This window comes from Streptomyces sp. NPDC007901 (assembly GCF_042959465.1).
In the GTDB taxonomy this organism is placed as follows: Bacteria; Actinomycetota; Actinomycetes; order Streptomycetales; family Streptomycetaceae; genus Streptomyces.
In genome coordinates this window covers 24,388-40,356 of record NZ_JBIBKW010000016.1, presented here as the reverse complement: position 1 = coordinate 40,356, position 15,969 = coordinate 24,388, and the positions used below count along the sequence as shown (strand labels likewise).

Genomic DNA, 15,969 nt, shown 5'->3' with positions numbered 1-15,969 from the left:
GGTGGCGGGACCGGCTGAGTGGGTCCGTGGGGGTGCGTCGTGGCTGGTCGCGCCCACGCGGCGGAGCCGCAGATTGAACACAGCCCCGCGCCCCTTGGGGAGGGAAACTCAGCGCCTACTTCAAGGCACCGGCCGTCAGACCGGCCACCACCTGGCGCTGGAAGACGATGTATGCGGCAAGCACCGGGAGCATCGCCATCACCAGGCCCGCGAAGAGGCCGGACCAGTCGCCCTTGTAGCCCTGGCTGACGGCCAGCTGGACCAGGCCCTGGGTGAGGACGTGCTTGTCGGGGTCGGTGTTGAGGACCGTGGGGAGCATGTACTGGTTCCACTGGCCGAGGAAATTGAAGATCCCCACGCTGATCAGCCCGGGCTTGGCCATCGGGAGCATGATCTGGAAGAACGTGCGGGAGTGCGAGGCGCCGTCGACGAAGGCGGCCTCGGCCACGGAGGTGGGCAGCGTGCGGAAGAACGCCGTGAGGAAGAAGACCGTGAACGGCAGCGAGTACGCGATGTAGACCAGGATCAGGCCGTGGATCGTGTTCAGCAGGCCCATGTTGTTCACGACGTAGAACAGCGGGACCAGCGCGAGCATGATCGGGAAGCTCATGCCGCCGATGAACAGGTAGTAGATGAAGCGGTTGCCCGGGAAGTCGAAGCGGGCGAGGACGTAGGCCGCCATCGAGCCGAGGACCAGGGTGCCGATGAGCGAGCCGCCGACCACCAGGATGGTGTTCAGGAAGTAGTCGCTCATGTTGGCCTGGGTCCACGCCCGCGACCAGTTGTCGAAGTGCAGCTTGTCGGGCAGCGCCCAGGGCGAGCTGAAGATCGACTTGTCGTCCTTGAACGACGTCATCACCGCCCACAGCAGCGGTGTGACCACCATCACGGCCCAGATGATCAGGATGCCGTGCGAGAAGACGTTGAGGACCCCGCCCTCGCGCTTCGGCCGGGACGGCTTCGACGCGGGGGGCTCGACCTTGGTGACAGTGACATCGGTCTCGGTCGTCGTCATCGCTTCAGTACTCCAGCCGCTCGCGACGGCCCAGCCGCATCACGATCGCCGCGAAGGCGAGCGTGACGAGCAGCAGGGCGACGCCGATGGTGGTGGCGTAGGCGGCCTGACCGTCCCGGAACGCCTTCTGGTACACGTACAGGACCATCACGGTCGTCGAGTAGTCGGGTCCGCCCGGTCCGGTCGTCATGATCTGTACGACCGCGAACGACTCGGCGCCGAGCGCGAGGATGCCCATGTAGACCCAGCCGGACTGCACGGTGTCCCACAGCAGCGGCAGGGTGATGCGGAAGAAGGTGGCGGCGCGGCCGGCGCCGTCGAGCAGGGCGGCCTCGTAGAGGTCCGTGGGGATCGAGGCCATGCCCGCGGAGAAGAGGACGACGAAGAAGCCGACCGTCGACCAGACCAGCACGGCCATCACGCACCACAGGGCGAGGCTCGGGTCGCCCAGCCAGAGCGGCTGGATGTTGTCCAGACCGATTCCGCGGAGCAGTGAATTGATCGCGCCGCTGTCCGGGTTGTAGGCGAAGGCGAACAGCAGCGAGACGATCGCGATCGAGAGCACCTGCGGGAAGAAATAGACGATCTTGTAGAAGGAGGAGCCCCGGACCCCGGAGATGACCGGGCCGCCCCTCCTTCTCCGGCCGCCGACATTGATCATGAAGGCGAAGAACAGCGCGAGGCTGATCGTCACCAGCGGCAGCACGAGCGCGAACATCAAGCTGTGCTGCAAGGACTTCCAGAAGATGTCGTCGTGCAGCATCCTCCGGTAATTGTCCAGGCCGACCATCTTGAATTCGGGGCTCAGGCCGGTCCAGTCCGTGAACGAGTAGTAGATGGACTGGATGAACGGCCACACCACGAAGAGCGCGTACAGTCCGAGGGGCAGCGCCAGAAACCCCACAATGAACCGGTACTTGCCGTGCTGCATCGCCACTCCGGTGCCGTCGGGTTCCTGGTTACTGGTGCTTGTAGTGCTTGATCGAGCTGTCCTTGGCGGCCTCGTCGGCAAAGCCCTGGATCTTCTTGATGGCCTCCGCCGGGGTGAGCCGGCCCGCCATCATCTCGCCGAGGCCGGCGACTCCGATCTTCTCCTTCTGGAGCTGCACGTACCAGTCCTGGAGCCGCGGGTTGACCACGTTCGACCCGGCCAGCTTCAGCGCGGCGACACCCGAGGTGAGGCCGGGGGTGAGGGTGATGCCCTCGGTGCCGCCGTTGTAGGCGGTCAGCGACTTCACCTTCGACGTGAAGTTCTTGGAGGAGGCCTCGCTGAGCATGATCCGCAGCTGCTCCATGCCGCCCTCGGCGTTCGCGGCCTTGGCCGGGACGATGAACGGCTCGCCGCCGGAGGCCCAGATGGTGCCGAAGGGCATCTTGTCGTTCTTGTCGATGCCGGTGGGCGCGGAGACGGCGAGGTTGAAGTCGGAGGGGATGACGTTCGCCGACTCGTTCTCCACCCAGGAGCCGTTCGGGATGAACAGCGCCTTGCCCTGCGCCCAGGCGGTCTGCGACTGGATGTGGTCGAGTCCGGGGGTGCCCTTGAGGATGTAGCCCTTCTTGTAGAGCTCGTAGTAGGCCTCGAAACACGCCTTGACGGCCGGGTGCTTCCAGGCGTTGGGCTCCAGGTTGTCGATCGCGTTCAGGACCTCGACGCCGCCGACCTTGCCGATCATCGGGTAGAGCGAGAAGGGGATGTAGTACGGGTACTTGCCGGCGTAGGTCCAGCCGGCCATGCCCTTCTTCTTGGCCTTCTCGCAGACGGCGATCATCTGGTCCCAGGTCTGCGGGTACTCCGCGTCCAGCGAGTCCAGGGCCTTCTGCGAGTACCAGACGCCGTAGACCGTGTAGGCGTAGTACATGATCCAGACCGGGTCGCCGTCGAACTGGCCCATCTCGACGATCCCGGGCCGCAGCGTGTCGCGGACCTTCTTGTTCGGGTCGTCGTACGACGGCGCGTCGAGCAGCGGGGTCAGGTCGGCCAGCTGGTTCTTGCCGACCAGGACGCCCATGTCCATCTGCTCGGCGCCGGAGTTGTCGATGAGGTCCGGCGGGGTGCCCTGGTTGAAGCGGGGCTGCAGGGTGGACTGGATCTTCTGGGTGGCGGAGAACTTGACCTTGGCCTTCGGGAAGTCCTTCTCGTAGATCTTGACCGCGTCCTCGGCGTACTCCTTGCCGAAACCGCCGTCGAAGAGGACGAATTCCATCTGCGCGGTGTCGTTGACGCCCAGCGGGTTCTTGGTCGTCTTCTTGCCGGCCTTGTCCTTGGACTGGCCGCCTCCGCCGCTGCTGGCGCAGGCGGACAGGAATCCGACGGTGGGGACCGAAAACAGGCCGAGTGCGGCCGAACGCTTGATCAGATCGCGGCGGCCGACACCCTCGGAACCGTGGTTCGCTGCGGTAGTGGATCCCATGCTCAAGTCCTCGCCCTCTCCAGGACTCAGGCGGTGAACCGGATCCTCCCCGGCACCGCGGTCGGGTAGTGCTGGGTCGTGCAGGAAGTCATGCGGGAAACGCCGACAGGTATAGTCCACTTCCCGCCAGCGGGGCAAGATCGAATGCAAGGTTCGCCGTCGGTCTTTTCCTAGTTGAGACCTGTCGGAAATATGAGCGACCTGTGTACGCCTTGCCGGAAAAAGAGCCGACATAGACCCCTGAACGCCGCAGCCAACACCCTTGACATCACCGGCCACTTGACCACCTACTGGTTCCTGCGCCACGCAGCTGACAACGTTGTCTCATGTGGCAGGGAGGGTACCCGTTGTGATGCAGCGGACAACGCAGCGAAGAACAGGACACAGATCTGGTACGGCGGTCGTGATCACGGCCGCCGTAGTCATGACCCTGGGCTCCCAGGGTGCCGCGGTCGCCCTGCCGGACCGGGCACCGGCCGCCGCCACCCAGTTCGCCTCCTCGTTCGAGTCCGGCGATCCGTCCCCGGACTGGACCGACACCGTCGACACCGACCCGGGCGGCGCCCCGCGCGCCTCGGGCGTGGACGGCGGCTACAGCACCGGCATCCCGGGCAACGTCACCGACCATGTGACCGACGAGCGGGCGAGCGGGGAGAACACCGGCGCGGGCGAGGTGAAGGAGAACCTCGTCGACGGGGAGCCGGGCACCAAGTGGCTGACCTTCGAGCCGACCGGCTGGGTCGAGTTCGACTTCGACAAGCCCATCAAGCTGGTGACGTACGCCCTCACCTCGGCGAACGACTACGACGAGCGCGACCCCAAGGACTGGACCCTGCAGGGCTCCACGGACGGCAAGGACTGGAAGACCCTCGACACCCGGACCGACGAGACCTTCGCGGAGCGGTTCCAGACCAAGTCGTACGACCTCGCCGCCCCCGCCGAGTACCAGCACTTCCGGCTCGACGTGACGAGGAACAACGGCGCCTCCGACATCCTGCAGATCGCCGACGTGCAGTTCTCCACGGGCGGCAGTGGCGGGCCGGTGCCCCAGGACATGCTCTCGCTGGTCGACCGGGGCCCGAGCGGCTCGCCGACCGCGAAGGCCCGAGCCGGGTTCAGCGGGACGCACGCGCTGCGCTACGCCGGACGGCACACGGCGAGCGGCCGGGCGTACTCGTACAACAAGGTCTTCGACGTGGACGTGAAGGTCGGCCAAGACACCCGGTTGTCGTACCGGATCTTCCCGTCCATGGCCGACGGCGACCTGGACTACGACGCCACCGATGTCTCCGTGGACCTGGCCTTCACCGACGGCACCTATCTGAGCGGCCTGGGCGCCACGGACCAGCACGGTTTCGCGTTGTCCCCGCGCGGCCAGGGCGCGTCGAAGGCGCTCTACGTCAACCAGTGGAACAACGTGTCGTCGGTGATCGGTTCGGTCGCGGCCGGCAAGACCGTCGACCGGATCCTGGTGGGGTACGACTCCCCCGCAGGGCCCGCCAAGTTCCGCGGCTGGATCGACGACGTGTCCCTGAAGCCGGTCGCCCCCGAGAAGCCGAAGGCGCATCTGTCCGACTACGCGCTGACCACCCGCGGCACCAACTCCAGCGGCAGCTTCTCGCGCGGCAACAACTTCCCCGCGACGGCCCTGCCGCACGGCTTCAACTTCTGGACGCCGGTGACCAACGCGTCCTCGGAGAGCTGGCTGTACGAATACGCCCGCGCCAACAACGACGACAACCTGCCGACGATCCAGGCGTTCAGCGCGAGCCATGAGCCGAGCCCCTGGATGGGCGACCGGCAGACCTTCCAGATGATGCCGTCCGCCGCCTCCGGCACCCCGGACACCGGCCGGGAGGCACGGGAACTGGCCTTCCGGCACGAGAACGAGACCGCGCGGCCCTACTACTACGGGGTGCGGTTCGAGAACGGGCTGAAGGCCGAGATAACGCCGACCGACCACGCGGCCGCGCTGCGCTTCACCTACCCGGGCGACGACGCGAGCGTGATCTTCGACAACGTGACCGAGCAGGCGGGCCTGACCCTCGACAAGGAACACGGGATCGTCACCGGCTACTCCGACGTCAAGTCGGGCCTGTCGACGGGCGCGACCCGCCTCTTCGTCTACGGCGTCTTCGACAAGCCGGTGACGGGCGGCGACGCCGGCGGGGTCAAGGGCTACCTGCGCTTCGACGCGGGCTCCGACCACACCGTCACCCTGCGCCTGGCCACCTCCCTCATCAGCGTGGACCAGGCCAAGGACAACCTGCGCCAGGAGATCCCGGACGGCACCTCCTTCGACACGGTGAAGACGCAGGCGCAGAAGGTCTGGGACAAGCTGCTCGGCAAGGTGGAGGTGGAGGGCGCCACGGCCGACCAGCTGACCACCCTCTACTCCAGCATGTACCGGCTGTACCTGTACCCCAACTCCGGCTTCGAGAAGGTCGGTTCGACGTACCAGTACGCCTCGCCCTTCTCGCCGATGACGAGCCAGGACACCCCGACGCACACCGGCGCGAAGATCGTGGACGGCAAGGTGTACGTCAACAACGGCTTCTGGGACACCTACCGGACCACCTGGCCGGCCTACAGTCTGCTGACGCCCTCTCAGGCCGGTGAGATGGTCGACGGGTTCGTGCAGCAGTACAAGGACGGCGGCTGGACCTCGCGCTGGTCCTCCCCCGGCTACGCCGACCTGATGACCGGCACCTCCTCGGACGTGGCGTTCGCGGACGCGTACGTCAAGGGCGTGAACTTCGACGCCAAGGCCGCCTACGACGCGGCCGTGAAGAACGCGACGGTCGTACCGCCGTCCTCCGGCGTCGGCCGCAAGGGCATGTCCACCTCCCCCTTCCTCGGCTACACCAGCGACGACACCCGTGAGGGCCTGTCCTGGGCGATGGAGGGATACGTCAACGACTACGGCATCGCCCAGATGGGCAAGGCGCTGTACAAGAAGACGGGCGAGAAGCGCTACAAGGAGGAGTCCGACTACTTCCTCAACCGCGCCCAGGACTATGTGGACCTCTTCGACTCCAAGGCCGGCTTCTTCCAGGGCAAGGACGCCCGGGGCGACTGGCGGGTGGACTCGTCGTCGTACGACCCGCGCGTCTGGGGCTACGACTACACCGAGACCAACGGCTGGGGCTACGCCTTCACCGCCCCGCAGGACAGCCGGGGCCTCGCCAACCTGTACGGCGGCCGGTCCGGCCTCGCGGACAAGCTCGACGAGTACTTCGCGACGCCCGAGACGGCCTCCCCCGACTTCGTCGGCTCCTACGGCGGGGTCATCCACGAGATGACCGAGGCCCGGGACGTCCGGATGGGCATGTACGGCCACTCCAACCAGGTCGCGCACCACGTCATCTACATGTACGACGCGGCGGGCGAGCCCTGGAAGGCGCAGGCGACCGTCCGTGAGGCGCTCTCCCGGCTCTACCTGGGCAGCGAGATCGGCCAGGGCTACCACGGCGACGAGGACAACGGCGAGCAGTCGGCCTGGTACCTCTTCTCCGCCCTCGGCTTCTACCCGCTGGTGATGGGCAGCGGCGACTACACGATCGGCTCCCCGCTGTTCAAGAAGGCGACCGTCCATCTGGAGAACGGCCGCGATCTGGTGATCCGGGCCCCGCAGAACAGCGCGCGGAACGTGTACGTCCAGGGCGTCCGGGTCAACGGCCGGATCTGGACGTCGACTTCGCTCCCCCACTCGCTCATCTCCCGGGGCGGTGTCATCGACTTCACGATGGGCCCGAAGCCGTCGACCTGGGGCACGGGCAAGAACGCCGGCCCGGTCTCCATCGCCCAGGACGACAAGGTCCCGGCCCCCCGCGCGGACGTCCTGAAGCCCGACGGCTCCCTCTTCGACAACACCTCGGCGACCCAGCAGACCCTGACCTCGGTGGATCTGCCGGTGACCAGGTCGGCCAAGGGGATCCAGTACACGCTCACCTCACCGTCGGACCACACCAGGGCTCCGACGGGCTGGACCCTCCAGGCATCGACGAACGGCACCGACTGGAAGACGGTGGACCGCCGTTCGGGCGAGACCTTCGCCTGGAACCTCCAGACCCGCGCGTTCACCATCCAGAAGTCCGGCACGTACGCCCACTACCGGCTCGTCCTGGACAGTGAATCAACCCTGGCGGAAGTCGAGTTGCTCGCCTGAGACACCGGCACGAAACGGGGCGGGCCCGGAGGACACTCGGGCCCGCCCCTCTCGTTGTTCATACCTCCGGGATCGCCCCGAAGGGCGTCCTCGACTCACGACCGGCGAGGTACCAGAGCCGCACCGCCGGGCCGGCGCGCCGGAACACCAGCCCGAGGCGGTCGTCCTTCGGTTCCGAGAAGCCCTCGCTCTCGGTCAGGCAGGCGAAGGCCGTGTGCTCCTCCGACCGGAACCCGTCCGGCGTTGGTCCCAGACAGGGTGGTGCCCCGGCCGGTCGGGAACCGGCCGGGGCAGGGGGGATGATGCTCAGCCCACCGCGAGGGTGAAGATGTGCAGGTCGCTGTTGTCGGGGAGCCGGACGCTCTTGACGGTCTTGCCGGCCGGTGCTTCGAAGGGCTTCGTCGCGAAGACGTACGTCGCCACCGGGTCCTTGTCGGCGCCCGCGACGTTGCGGTACGCGCTCCTCGCCACGATCTCGTTGCCGTACTGGACGGTGCCGCCTCCGCCGCCGATGGTCCAGTCGGTGAAGGAGAGGTCGAGGGTGGCGGTGCTGCCGTCGGTGTAGGTGACGGTCGCGGTGGTGGACTGGTTGCCGTTGGTGGCGCTGCCGAGGAACGACAGCTTGGCGGCGGGGGTGGGGAGTTGGATGGTCTGGGCGGCTGCCGTCGCGTTGTCGGGGCGGCCGGCGGGGGCGTTCGGCCAGGTGTAGGTCAGGCCGGCCACCGTGCCCTGGCCGCCCGCGGTGAGGCCGGCCGCCGCCAGGGCCTGGCGGGAGTAGCTCCAGCCGCCGCCGTCGAAGTCGGCCTCGTCGTGCTCGCCGGAGTCGTCCGAGACACCGGTGTTGTCGTAGGCCGCAAGGAGGGTGCCGGGCGCGGCGACGGTCAGGGCGACCGGCTGGGAGTAGGCGGTGTGGGTGGAGGTCACCGTGACCTTGACGTCGTAGTAGCCCTGCGGGGTGTCGGAGGTGGTGGCGAGGGCGATCCGCTGGGCGCCGTCGGTCACCGTGCCCTCGGCGGGGGTGGCCCTGACGCCGTCCGGGGTCTCGACGTGGAAGCGGACCTCCGGGCCGGTGCCGCCGGTCAGGGACAGCGCCCGGATGTCGACCTCGGTGCTGTCACCGGGGGCCACCGTCGCGGTCGTCGGGCCGACGCCGATCTGGTACGGCTGCTCGCCCGTCCGGAAGGACGGCGGCGCGGAGGCCGTGCCCCAGGTGCGGTTCGGAGTGGCGGAGAGGGTGTAGTCCAGGCGGCCGCCGTCGCGGACGAAGGAGCCGGCCAGCCAAGGGCGGTCGCTGGTACGGCCGTCGACCTTCAGGGACTGGACGTAGGGCGCGTCCGCCGCCGCTCCCGGCGCGTGGATCGAGATGTCGTTGCCGCCCGGGCGGTCGATCTCGACGCGCTCGAACAGGGGGGAGGCGAGGACGAGTTCGGCACGGGACGGGACCTGGGGGTACATGCCGAGCGCCGAGAAGACGTACCAGGACGACATCGCGCCGAGGTCGTCGTTGCCGGGGATGCCGCCGGGCTGCGTCGACCAGAGCCGGGTCATCGCGGCGCGGACGGTCTCCTGCGTCTTGTAGGGGGCGCCGGCGTAGTCGTACAGGTAGGGCACGTTGAGCGAGGGCTCGTTGTCGAGCTCGGACTTGTCGCCGCCGCTGCCGGTGAAGGCCCAGCTGCCGTCGCTGTTGTGGAAGAAGGAGTCGAGGCGGGCGAGGGCCTTGTCGGTGCCGCCCATCGCGGCGAAGAGTCCGGCCGGGTTGTGCTGGACCATCCAGGTGTACTGGGCGGCCGTGCCCTCGACGAACCCGTTGCCGGTGGCCGGGGTGAACCCGGTGACCCAGCTGCCGTCCGCCTTGCGGTTGGCGATGTAGCCCCCACTGGGGTCGGCGGCGATGTTGAAGTTGTTCTGCCACCACTGGGCGCGGTCCGCGAAGGCGGCCGCCGTGTCCTTCTCCCCGGCCGCCGCCGCGAGCTGGGAGAGGGAGAAGTCGGCCGTGGACATCTCCAGCGTCTCGGCGGCGCCGCCCCAGGCGTTGGACACGGACGGCATGTAGTGCTTGTCCAGGTACTTGTCGAGGGAGGGGCGCTGGCCGACGGAGAGCACCGGCTTGCCCGCGGCGGACAGGTCCTGGGCCGTCGGTACCGTCGCCGCCTTCACCAGCGAGTCCAGCGCGCCCTTCAGGTCGAAGTCGGTGCCGCCGAAGGCGCGGATGCCGGCGAGGGCGGTGGGCGCGGGGTCGCCGTTCATGACGTGGGTGCCGCTCGCGCCGTGCAGCCAGCGGTCCCAGACCCCGCCATTCTGCCGGGCGAGTTCGTACAGCGACTGGGCGATGTCCGAGCCGGTGCGCGGGTCGAGCAGGGTGAGGAGCTGGACCTGGTCGCGGTAGACGTCCCAGCCGGAGAAGGTGCCGTACTGCGCCCGGTGGCCACGGGCCACGCGGTGCACCTGGTCGTCGCTGCCCCGGTAGCGGCCGTCGGCGTCGCTGATGACGTTCGGGTGGAAGAGCGCGTGGTAGAGGGCGGTGTAGAAGGTGGTGCGCTCGGCGTCCGTGCCGCCGCCGACCCGGATGGCGTCGAGGCGGTCGCGCCAGGCGCGGTGGGCCGCGTCCCGGACGGCGTCGAAGGAGCGGCCGGGCGGGTTCTCCGCCCTGAGGTTGGCCGCGGCGGCGGCCTGACTGACGTACGAGATGCCGACCTTGACGTTCACGGGTCCGGCGCCGGGCGCGAACTGGACGTAGCCGCCGGCCCCCTTGCCCGCGACGGGCCGCCCGCCGGCGGCGAACCCGCCGGTGCCGCCGGAGGCGGTGGTCGAGCCCGGGCTCAGCCGGTCGTCCTGCCAGGTGCCGGTGGCGGTGAAGGCGCGGTCGAAGCGGGCGGTGAAGTAGAGGGTGTAATAGGCGCGTTGCCCCTCGGGGTCGAGGTAACCGCAGAAGTCGCCGGAGGTGACCGAGCCGGAGACCGTGCGGGTGTCCGGGTCGATGGTGACGGTCGAATCAGCCGACCCCACCTCGGAGTTGGCGGTGCGGACGAGGAGCGAGGCGGGCTTGTCGGCCGGGTAGGTGAACCGGGCCGAGCCGGTGCGGGTGGTCGCGGTGAGGTCGGCGGTGACGCCGGAGGCGAGGCCCACCTTGTAGTGGCCGGGTTCGGCGGTCTCGTCGGCGTGGCTGAAGTCGGAGGCGTAGACGGCGTCCTTGGTGTCGCTCGCGGGCGACGAGGTGACCTCGCCCGCGTACGGGAAGAACGGGATGTCGCCGCTGCCGCCCGCGCAGCCGGTGCCGGACATGTGGGTCAGGCTGAAGCCGCGGATGCGGGTGGCGTCGTACTGGTAGCCGCCGGGCGCGGCCGTTCTGGTCGCGTCGCCTCTGGTGTTCTCCGGGCTCCAGGAGAGCATGCCGAACGGCATGACGGCGCCCGGGAAGGTGTTGCCGCCGCTCCTGCTGCCGATCAGCGGATCGACGTACGCCGTGGGGTCCTTGACCAGTTCGGGGGGTGCGTTGGTGGTCGTCGCCGCGAGGGCGGGGGTGGCACCGCCGGCCGCGAGTACCGCGGCCAGCAGCAGGGACATGGGTCGGAAACGCATGACGCGGCCCTTCCTCCTCCGGACGGGTCGCGCACCACAGGTCACACAAGCCGCAGGGACAGTAACGTGCGCCACCGGTAGCACGGAAGACCGCGTGTGCCCGCGTGAGCCGGGGCAGGCTCGGACCTGTTTCACCCGGTCGGGCTACCCCAAGTGGGTTGACATCGTTGTCGGTTGAGGCGGTAGAGTCATGTACAGACCATGAGACAACGTTGTCGCACGTCACAGCGTCGACACAAGCCGAACCACTTCCCCCCGGACAGGCCACCCACCCCCCCCTCGCCTGCCCGGCTCGCGGACCCGGTGTGCACCGACACCGGGTCCGCCCAGAGCGTCACCCGGGTCAACCGACCTGACAGGGCAGGTCGGTTGCGCTGTCCCCGCCGTCGCCCTGGACGACGTAGCCGAAGGTCGTGCTCTGCCCGGGACCGAGCGAGCCGTTCCAGTCGACGTTGTGGACCATCACGTCCTGTCCGCTGTAGGTGGCGTTGCCGTTCCAGAGGCTGGCCACCGACTGGCCGGCCGGGAGCGTCCAGTCGACCATCCAGCCGAGCATCGCGACATCACCGCTGTTGGTGACGGTGACCTGGGACTGGTAGCCGCCGGGCCAGCTGTTGGTGGTGGTCCTGGTGGCGGTGCAGGTGCCGGGCGGGGGTTCGGTGGGGTTGCCCTGGTCGTGGACGCCGGTGACCTCGCCGTTGCCGCCGTCGAAGACCACGTCGGAGCAGGAGTAGAAGGTCTCCGTGCTGTCCGAGCGCTGCCACACCATGTAGATGATGTGCCGGCCGGTCTTGTTCGCCGGAAGCTGCCCGGTCCAGGAGTAGTTGGCCTCGACCGTGCCCGGGGTGCCGTTGAGCGGCGGGTGGTCGACGGTCAGGAACGGGGTGTCCTCCATGTCGTCCCAGGTGAGCGGCTGGGTCGGGTCGTAGCCGTCCTTGGTGACGTAGACGTGGAACCAACCCGGGTGCGCCGCCCAGGCGTTGTAGGAGAAGTCGACGGTCGCACCCGAGGTGAGGTGGGTGACCGGCCAGTCGTCGCGGGGCAGGTCGAAGCCGGTGAAGTTGGGGTTGCCGCCGCTGCACAGCTGACCGTCGGGCACGAAGCCGCGGGTGCGGCCGGCGCCGTCCGAGCGGAGCACGGAGAACCAGTTGTAGAACGGCGTGGTCCCGCTGACCTGCTGGGCTGCCTTGCAGGCCGGGTTGACGGGCTTGATCTCACCGGTGTCGGTGAGCCCGTCCTGCCAGCACAGGAAGGTACGGCTGCCGGGCTTCATGGGGGTGCCGTGTGCCTGGGCCGGAGCACCGGCGGCCAGGATCAGGGCAAGGGCGGGAACCGTGGTGAGGAGGGCCAGCAGGGCGAGGAACAGGGCCCGGCCGCGGGTGGGGAGGGGTAATCGGGGTTTTCTTGTCATAGTCATGACAGACAACTCCCTCCGTGTGGGGTGCACGGTTGTGCGCGGGTCAGGGAGATGAACGCGGGGCGGGAGCGGCCCGGTCCCGACGGGTTCCGGTCCGTACAGTGGTGGGAGCGCTCCCACCCCACTCTCCTGTGAAGCTAGCGCGGACGGGGGCGGGTGTAAACGGCGCGGCATGGCTTCACCGCTTCGGGTGGCGATACCTTCGTACAGAGGATCACGACGCGTCACCGCGTCCACACTCTCGCCCATGGGAGCAGTGATGACGACACGCCAGCAGGGACCGGCCAACGAGGACAACTGGATGTTCCCGCCTGCTGACGGCTGGACATTCGACCAGGTCAAAGACCTGGAACTGCCCTTCGACTGGGAACTCGTGGACGGAGTGATCGTGGCTCGTGGGCAGACCAAGTTCTGGCACAACCGTGTGCGGGACAAGGTGGCACGCGCCCTGGAAGACGCATGCGCCGAGCCCTACGAGGTGGTCCTGGAGCAGTGCGTGATGATCGACGAGCAGAACATCGTCAAGCCGGACGTCATCGTCTTCGACCCTCGGAAACTCGACTTCTTCGAGTTGGAGTGTGTCCCGACAGCACATCTCGCCCTCGTGGTCGAGGTCGTCTCACGCGGCTCCCGCCGCGACGACCGCGTGAGCAAGCCCGCGCAGTTCGCCGCAGCCAAGATCCCGTGCTACTGGCGCATCGAACTTGGCCGGGACCAGAAGCCGACAGTTCACGAGTACTGGCTCAACGCGGACACCCTGACGTACATCCCGGCCCCCATGCACCCGGTGCACCACGGCAAGCTCATCACCGAACTGCCGTTCCCGGTCGAGATCGACCTCGACGCCCTCGTCGGATTCTGATCACCCTCCGTCCGGCGCGGTGCTTCCTAGACCGACGCCGGACGGGCCCGTACCGCCGTGTCCGTGGGCGGGAGTTCGGCGATCGGGAGTTCGACGGTGAACTCTGTACGGCCCGGCGCGCTCTGTACGTCGATACGGCCGCCGTGGGCCGCCGTGATCGCGTCGACGATCGCGAGGCCCAGGCCGGAGCCGCCCTCCAGGACGCCGGTGCGGGTGCGGGAGGTGTCGGCGCGGGTGAAGCGTTCGAAGACGGTGGGGAGGAGGGCGGGCGGGACGCCGGGGCCGTCGTCGCGGACCCGGACCACACAGGCGGTGGGGGTGGCCTCGACCGTGGCGGTCACCGTCGTACCGGCGGGGGTGTGGACGCGGGCGTTGGCCAGCAGGTTGGCCACCACCTGGTGCAGCCGGGCCTCGTCGCCCAGGACCAGTGCCGGGCCGCCGTCCAGCTTGAGTTCGAGCTGCCAGACGTGACCGGCGCCGGCCGCCCGCGCGTCCCACACCGCCTCCGCGACCAGCGCGGCCATGTCGACCTCGGCTGACTGCAGCGGGCGGCCTTCGTCGAGGCGGGCCAGCAGGAGCAGGTCCTCCACCAGGCTGCGCATCCGGGCCGACTCGGCGTTGACCCGGCGCCAGGCGAGACCCGGCTCGATGGGGTCGGTGCCGCGGTTCATCAGCTCGGCGTACCCGGCGATCGAGGCGAGCGGGGTGCGCAGTTCATGGCTGGCGTCGGCCAGGAAGCGCCGCATGCGCTCCTCGCTCCGGCGCATCTGCTCCTCGCTGCGCTGGCGTTCGGCGAGCGAGGCCTCGACGTGGTCGATCATCCGGTTGAGGGCGGCGCCGACCTGACCGGCCTCGCTGCCGGGGTCGGTGTCCCGGTCGGGCACTCTGGTCAGCCCGGTCACCTGGCCCCGGCCGAGGGGCGCGTGCGAGACCTCCACGGCGGTGGCGGCGACCCTGCCGAGGGGGCGCAGCTGCCGTCGTATCACCACCGCGCAGACACAGCCGGCGGCGGTGAGACCGAGCGCGGCCACCACGGCCTCGATCTCCACCAGACCGCTGATGGTGTTGAGCACGTCGTCCATGGGGAGGCCGGCCAGGACGCGGATGCCGCTGGCGTTCAGGGCGGTGACCCGGTAGGTGCCCAGGCCCGGGACCTGGCGGGTGTGGGTGGAGCCGTCCGGCGCGAGGCCCCGGAGGGCGGCGGTCTGGGCGGTGCTGAGCGGGGCCGGGGGCGCGTCCTGGGTGACGACGGCCGCGCTGAGGATGTTGCCGTCGGCGTCGAAGCGGGCGGCGAGCATGCCGACCGGGTGGCCGCTCTCGTTGAGGAAGGTGAGGTCGCGGGTGAGCTGGGGGTGCAGGGCTGCGCCGCCGACACCGCGCTCGGCCGCGTCGCTGACCTGGTTGTCCAGGCTGCCCATCAGATAGGCACGTTGGGCGAACACCGTGGTCAGGGCCATCGCGGCGCAGACGCAGACCAGGACGGCGGTGATGAGGACGAGCAGGCGGGTGCGCAGCGACCGGCTCCGCAGCCGGGTCGCGGCCGACTGCCGCTCGTTCGGCCGGGCCGCGGCCGGCGGTCGCTCGTTCGACGGGGCCGTCGTCCGCCGATCGTCGGACCGGGCCGTCGCCCGGCCGCCGCGCAGCCGGGTGGTCAGCTGCCAGCGACTGAACCGGGTGGTCATCTGCCGTCCTCCACGGGCCTCACGACGTAGCCCATGCCACGCACGGTGTGGATCATCGGCCTGCGGCCCCGGTCGATCTTGCGGCGCAGGCTGGAGATGTAGACCTCGACGAGGTTGCCGCCGCCGTCGAAGGAGGTGCTCCAGACGTGTTCGAGGATCTGGGCCTTGCTGAGCACCTGGCGGGGATGGTCCAGCAACAGGCTGAGCAGGTCGAACTCCTTGGCGGTCAGCCTGATCGAGGTGCCGGCCCGCTGCACCTCGCGGGACTCCCCGGTCAGCACCAGGTCGCCGAGGACGCGGACGGAGTCCTCGACGGAGGTCCGTTCGGTGCCGGCCCGGCGCAGGAGTCCGCGCACCCGGAGCACGACCTCCGCCACGGAGAAGGGCTTGGTGACGTAGTCGTCGGCCCCCGCCTCCAGACCGTCGATGCGGTGTTCGACGGCATCGCGGGCGGTGAGCATCAGGACGGGCAGCTTCGGCATCTCGTAACGGAGTCTGCGCAGTACCTGGAGGCCGTCGAGGTCGGGCAGCATCCCGTCGAGCACCACCGCGTGCGGGGCGCAGCCGCGGGCCAGCCGCAGGGCCGTCTGTCCGTCGAACGCGGGGTAGGGGCGCCAGCCCGCGTCGGCGACGGCGGCGGAGAGCAGCTCGGTGAGACCGGGCTCGTCGTCGACGATCAGGACGCGGACTCGGCCGGTTCGGGACCCTTCGGTGGCAGACATGTATCAAGTCTGTGCCGGTTGGCTGGGGGAACCCTGTGTTCCGACTGAGCCTGGGCGATGTCACGGGCGGACAACGCGCACCGGCAGCGGCGGGAAAGGCGAAGGGCCGCGCC

Annotated in this window: 9 protein-coding genes; 2 read left to right on the top strand and 7 right to left on the bottom strand. The window is 69.1% G+C overall.

Going from position 1 to position 15,969, the window contains the following annotated elements:
• Positions 1–115: 115 nt before the first annotated feature.
• The 3 genes from ACFZDK_RS38745 to ngcE are packed head-to-tail and all read right to left on the bottom strand — an operon-like array spanning position 116 to position 3,426.
• Complete coding sequence (locus ACFZDK_RS38745; RefSeq protein WP_390979596.1) at positions 116–1,015, bottom strand: ABC transporter permease subunit; 900 nt, start codon at positions 1,013–1,015, stop codon at positions 116–118.
• Between the two features lie 4 nt (positions 1,016–1,019).
• Positions 1,020–1,946, bottom strand: a complete 927-nt coding sequence (locus ACFZDK_RS38740; RefSeq protein WP_390979594.1) for an ABC transporter permease subunit — start codon at positions 1,944–1,946, stop codon at positions 1,020–1,022.
• Between the two features lie 28 nt (positions 1,947–1,974).
• On the bottom strand, positions 1,975–3,426 hold the full coding sequence (gene ngcE, locus ACFZDK_RS38735) for an N-acetylglucosamine/diacetylchitobiose ABC transporter substrate-binding protein (protein WP_390979592.1): 1,452 nt from the start codon (positions 3,424–3,426) through the stop codon (positions 1,975–1,977).
• 424 nt (positions 3,427–3,850) lie between these two features.
• Here ngcE and ACFZDK_RS38730 point away from each other — a divergent pair, with 424 nt between their 5' ends.
• A complete protein-coding gene (locus tag ACFZDK_RS38730) occupies positions 3,851–7,594 on the top strand; it encodes a GH92 family glycosyl hydrolase (protein WP_390979590.1) in 3,744 nt (1,247 codons plus the stop codon).
• A 306-nt stretch (positions 7,595–7,900) separates the two neighbouring features.
• Here ACFZDK_RS38730 and ACFZDK_RS38725 read toward each other — a convergent pair whose 3' ends face one another.
• A complete protein-coding gene (locus ACFZDK_RS38725) occupies positions 7,901–11,173 on the bottom strand; it encodes a GH92 family glycosyl hydrolase (protein WP_390979588.1) in 3,273 nt (1,090 codons plus the stop codon).
• A gap of 343 nt (positions 11,174–11,516) precedes the next feature.
• On the bottom strand, positions 11,517–12,584 hold the full coding sequence (locus ACFZDK_RS38720; protein ID WP_390979930.1) for a lytic polysaccharide monooxygenase: 1,068 nt from the start codon (positions 12,582–12,584) through the stop codon (positions 11,517–11,519).
• A 253-nt stretch (positions 12,585–12,837) separates the two neighbouring features.
• Here ACFZDK_RS38720 and ACFZDK_RS38715 point away from each other — a divergent pair, with 253 nt between their 5' ends.
• Positions 12,838–13,452, top strand: a complete 615-nt coding sequence (locus tag ACFZDK_RS38715; RefSeq protein WP_390979586.1) for a Uma2 family endonuclease — start codon at positions 12,838–12,840, stop codon at positions 13,450–13,452.
• Positions 13,453–13,478: 26 nt separating this feature from the next.
• Here the strand turns inward: ACFZDK_RS38715 and ACFZDK_RS38710 are convergent, their stop codons facing one another.
• Together ACFZDK_RS38710 and ACFZDK_RS38705 are read right to left on the bottom strand one after the other, a co-directional pair.
• Positions 13,479–15,134 carry an ATP-binding protein gene (locus ACFZDK_RS38710; RefSeq protein ID WP_390979584.1) on the bottom strand — a complete coding sequence of 552 codons (1,656 nt, stop codon included), beginning with the start codon at positions 15,132–15,134 and terminating at the stop codon, positions 13,479–13,481.
• Positions 15,131–15,856 (bottom strand): winged helix-turn-helix domain-containing protein, encoded by a 726-nt coding sequence (locus ACFZDK_RS38705; protein WP_390979582.1) that lies wholly within the window; start codon positions 15,854–15,856, stop codon positions 15,131–15,133. Before ACFZDK_RS38705 ends, ACFZDK_RS38710 begins: the two co-directional genes overlap by 4 nt.
• Positions 15,857–15,969: the final 113 nt, after the last annotated feature.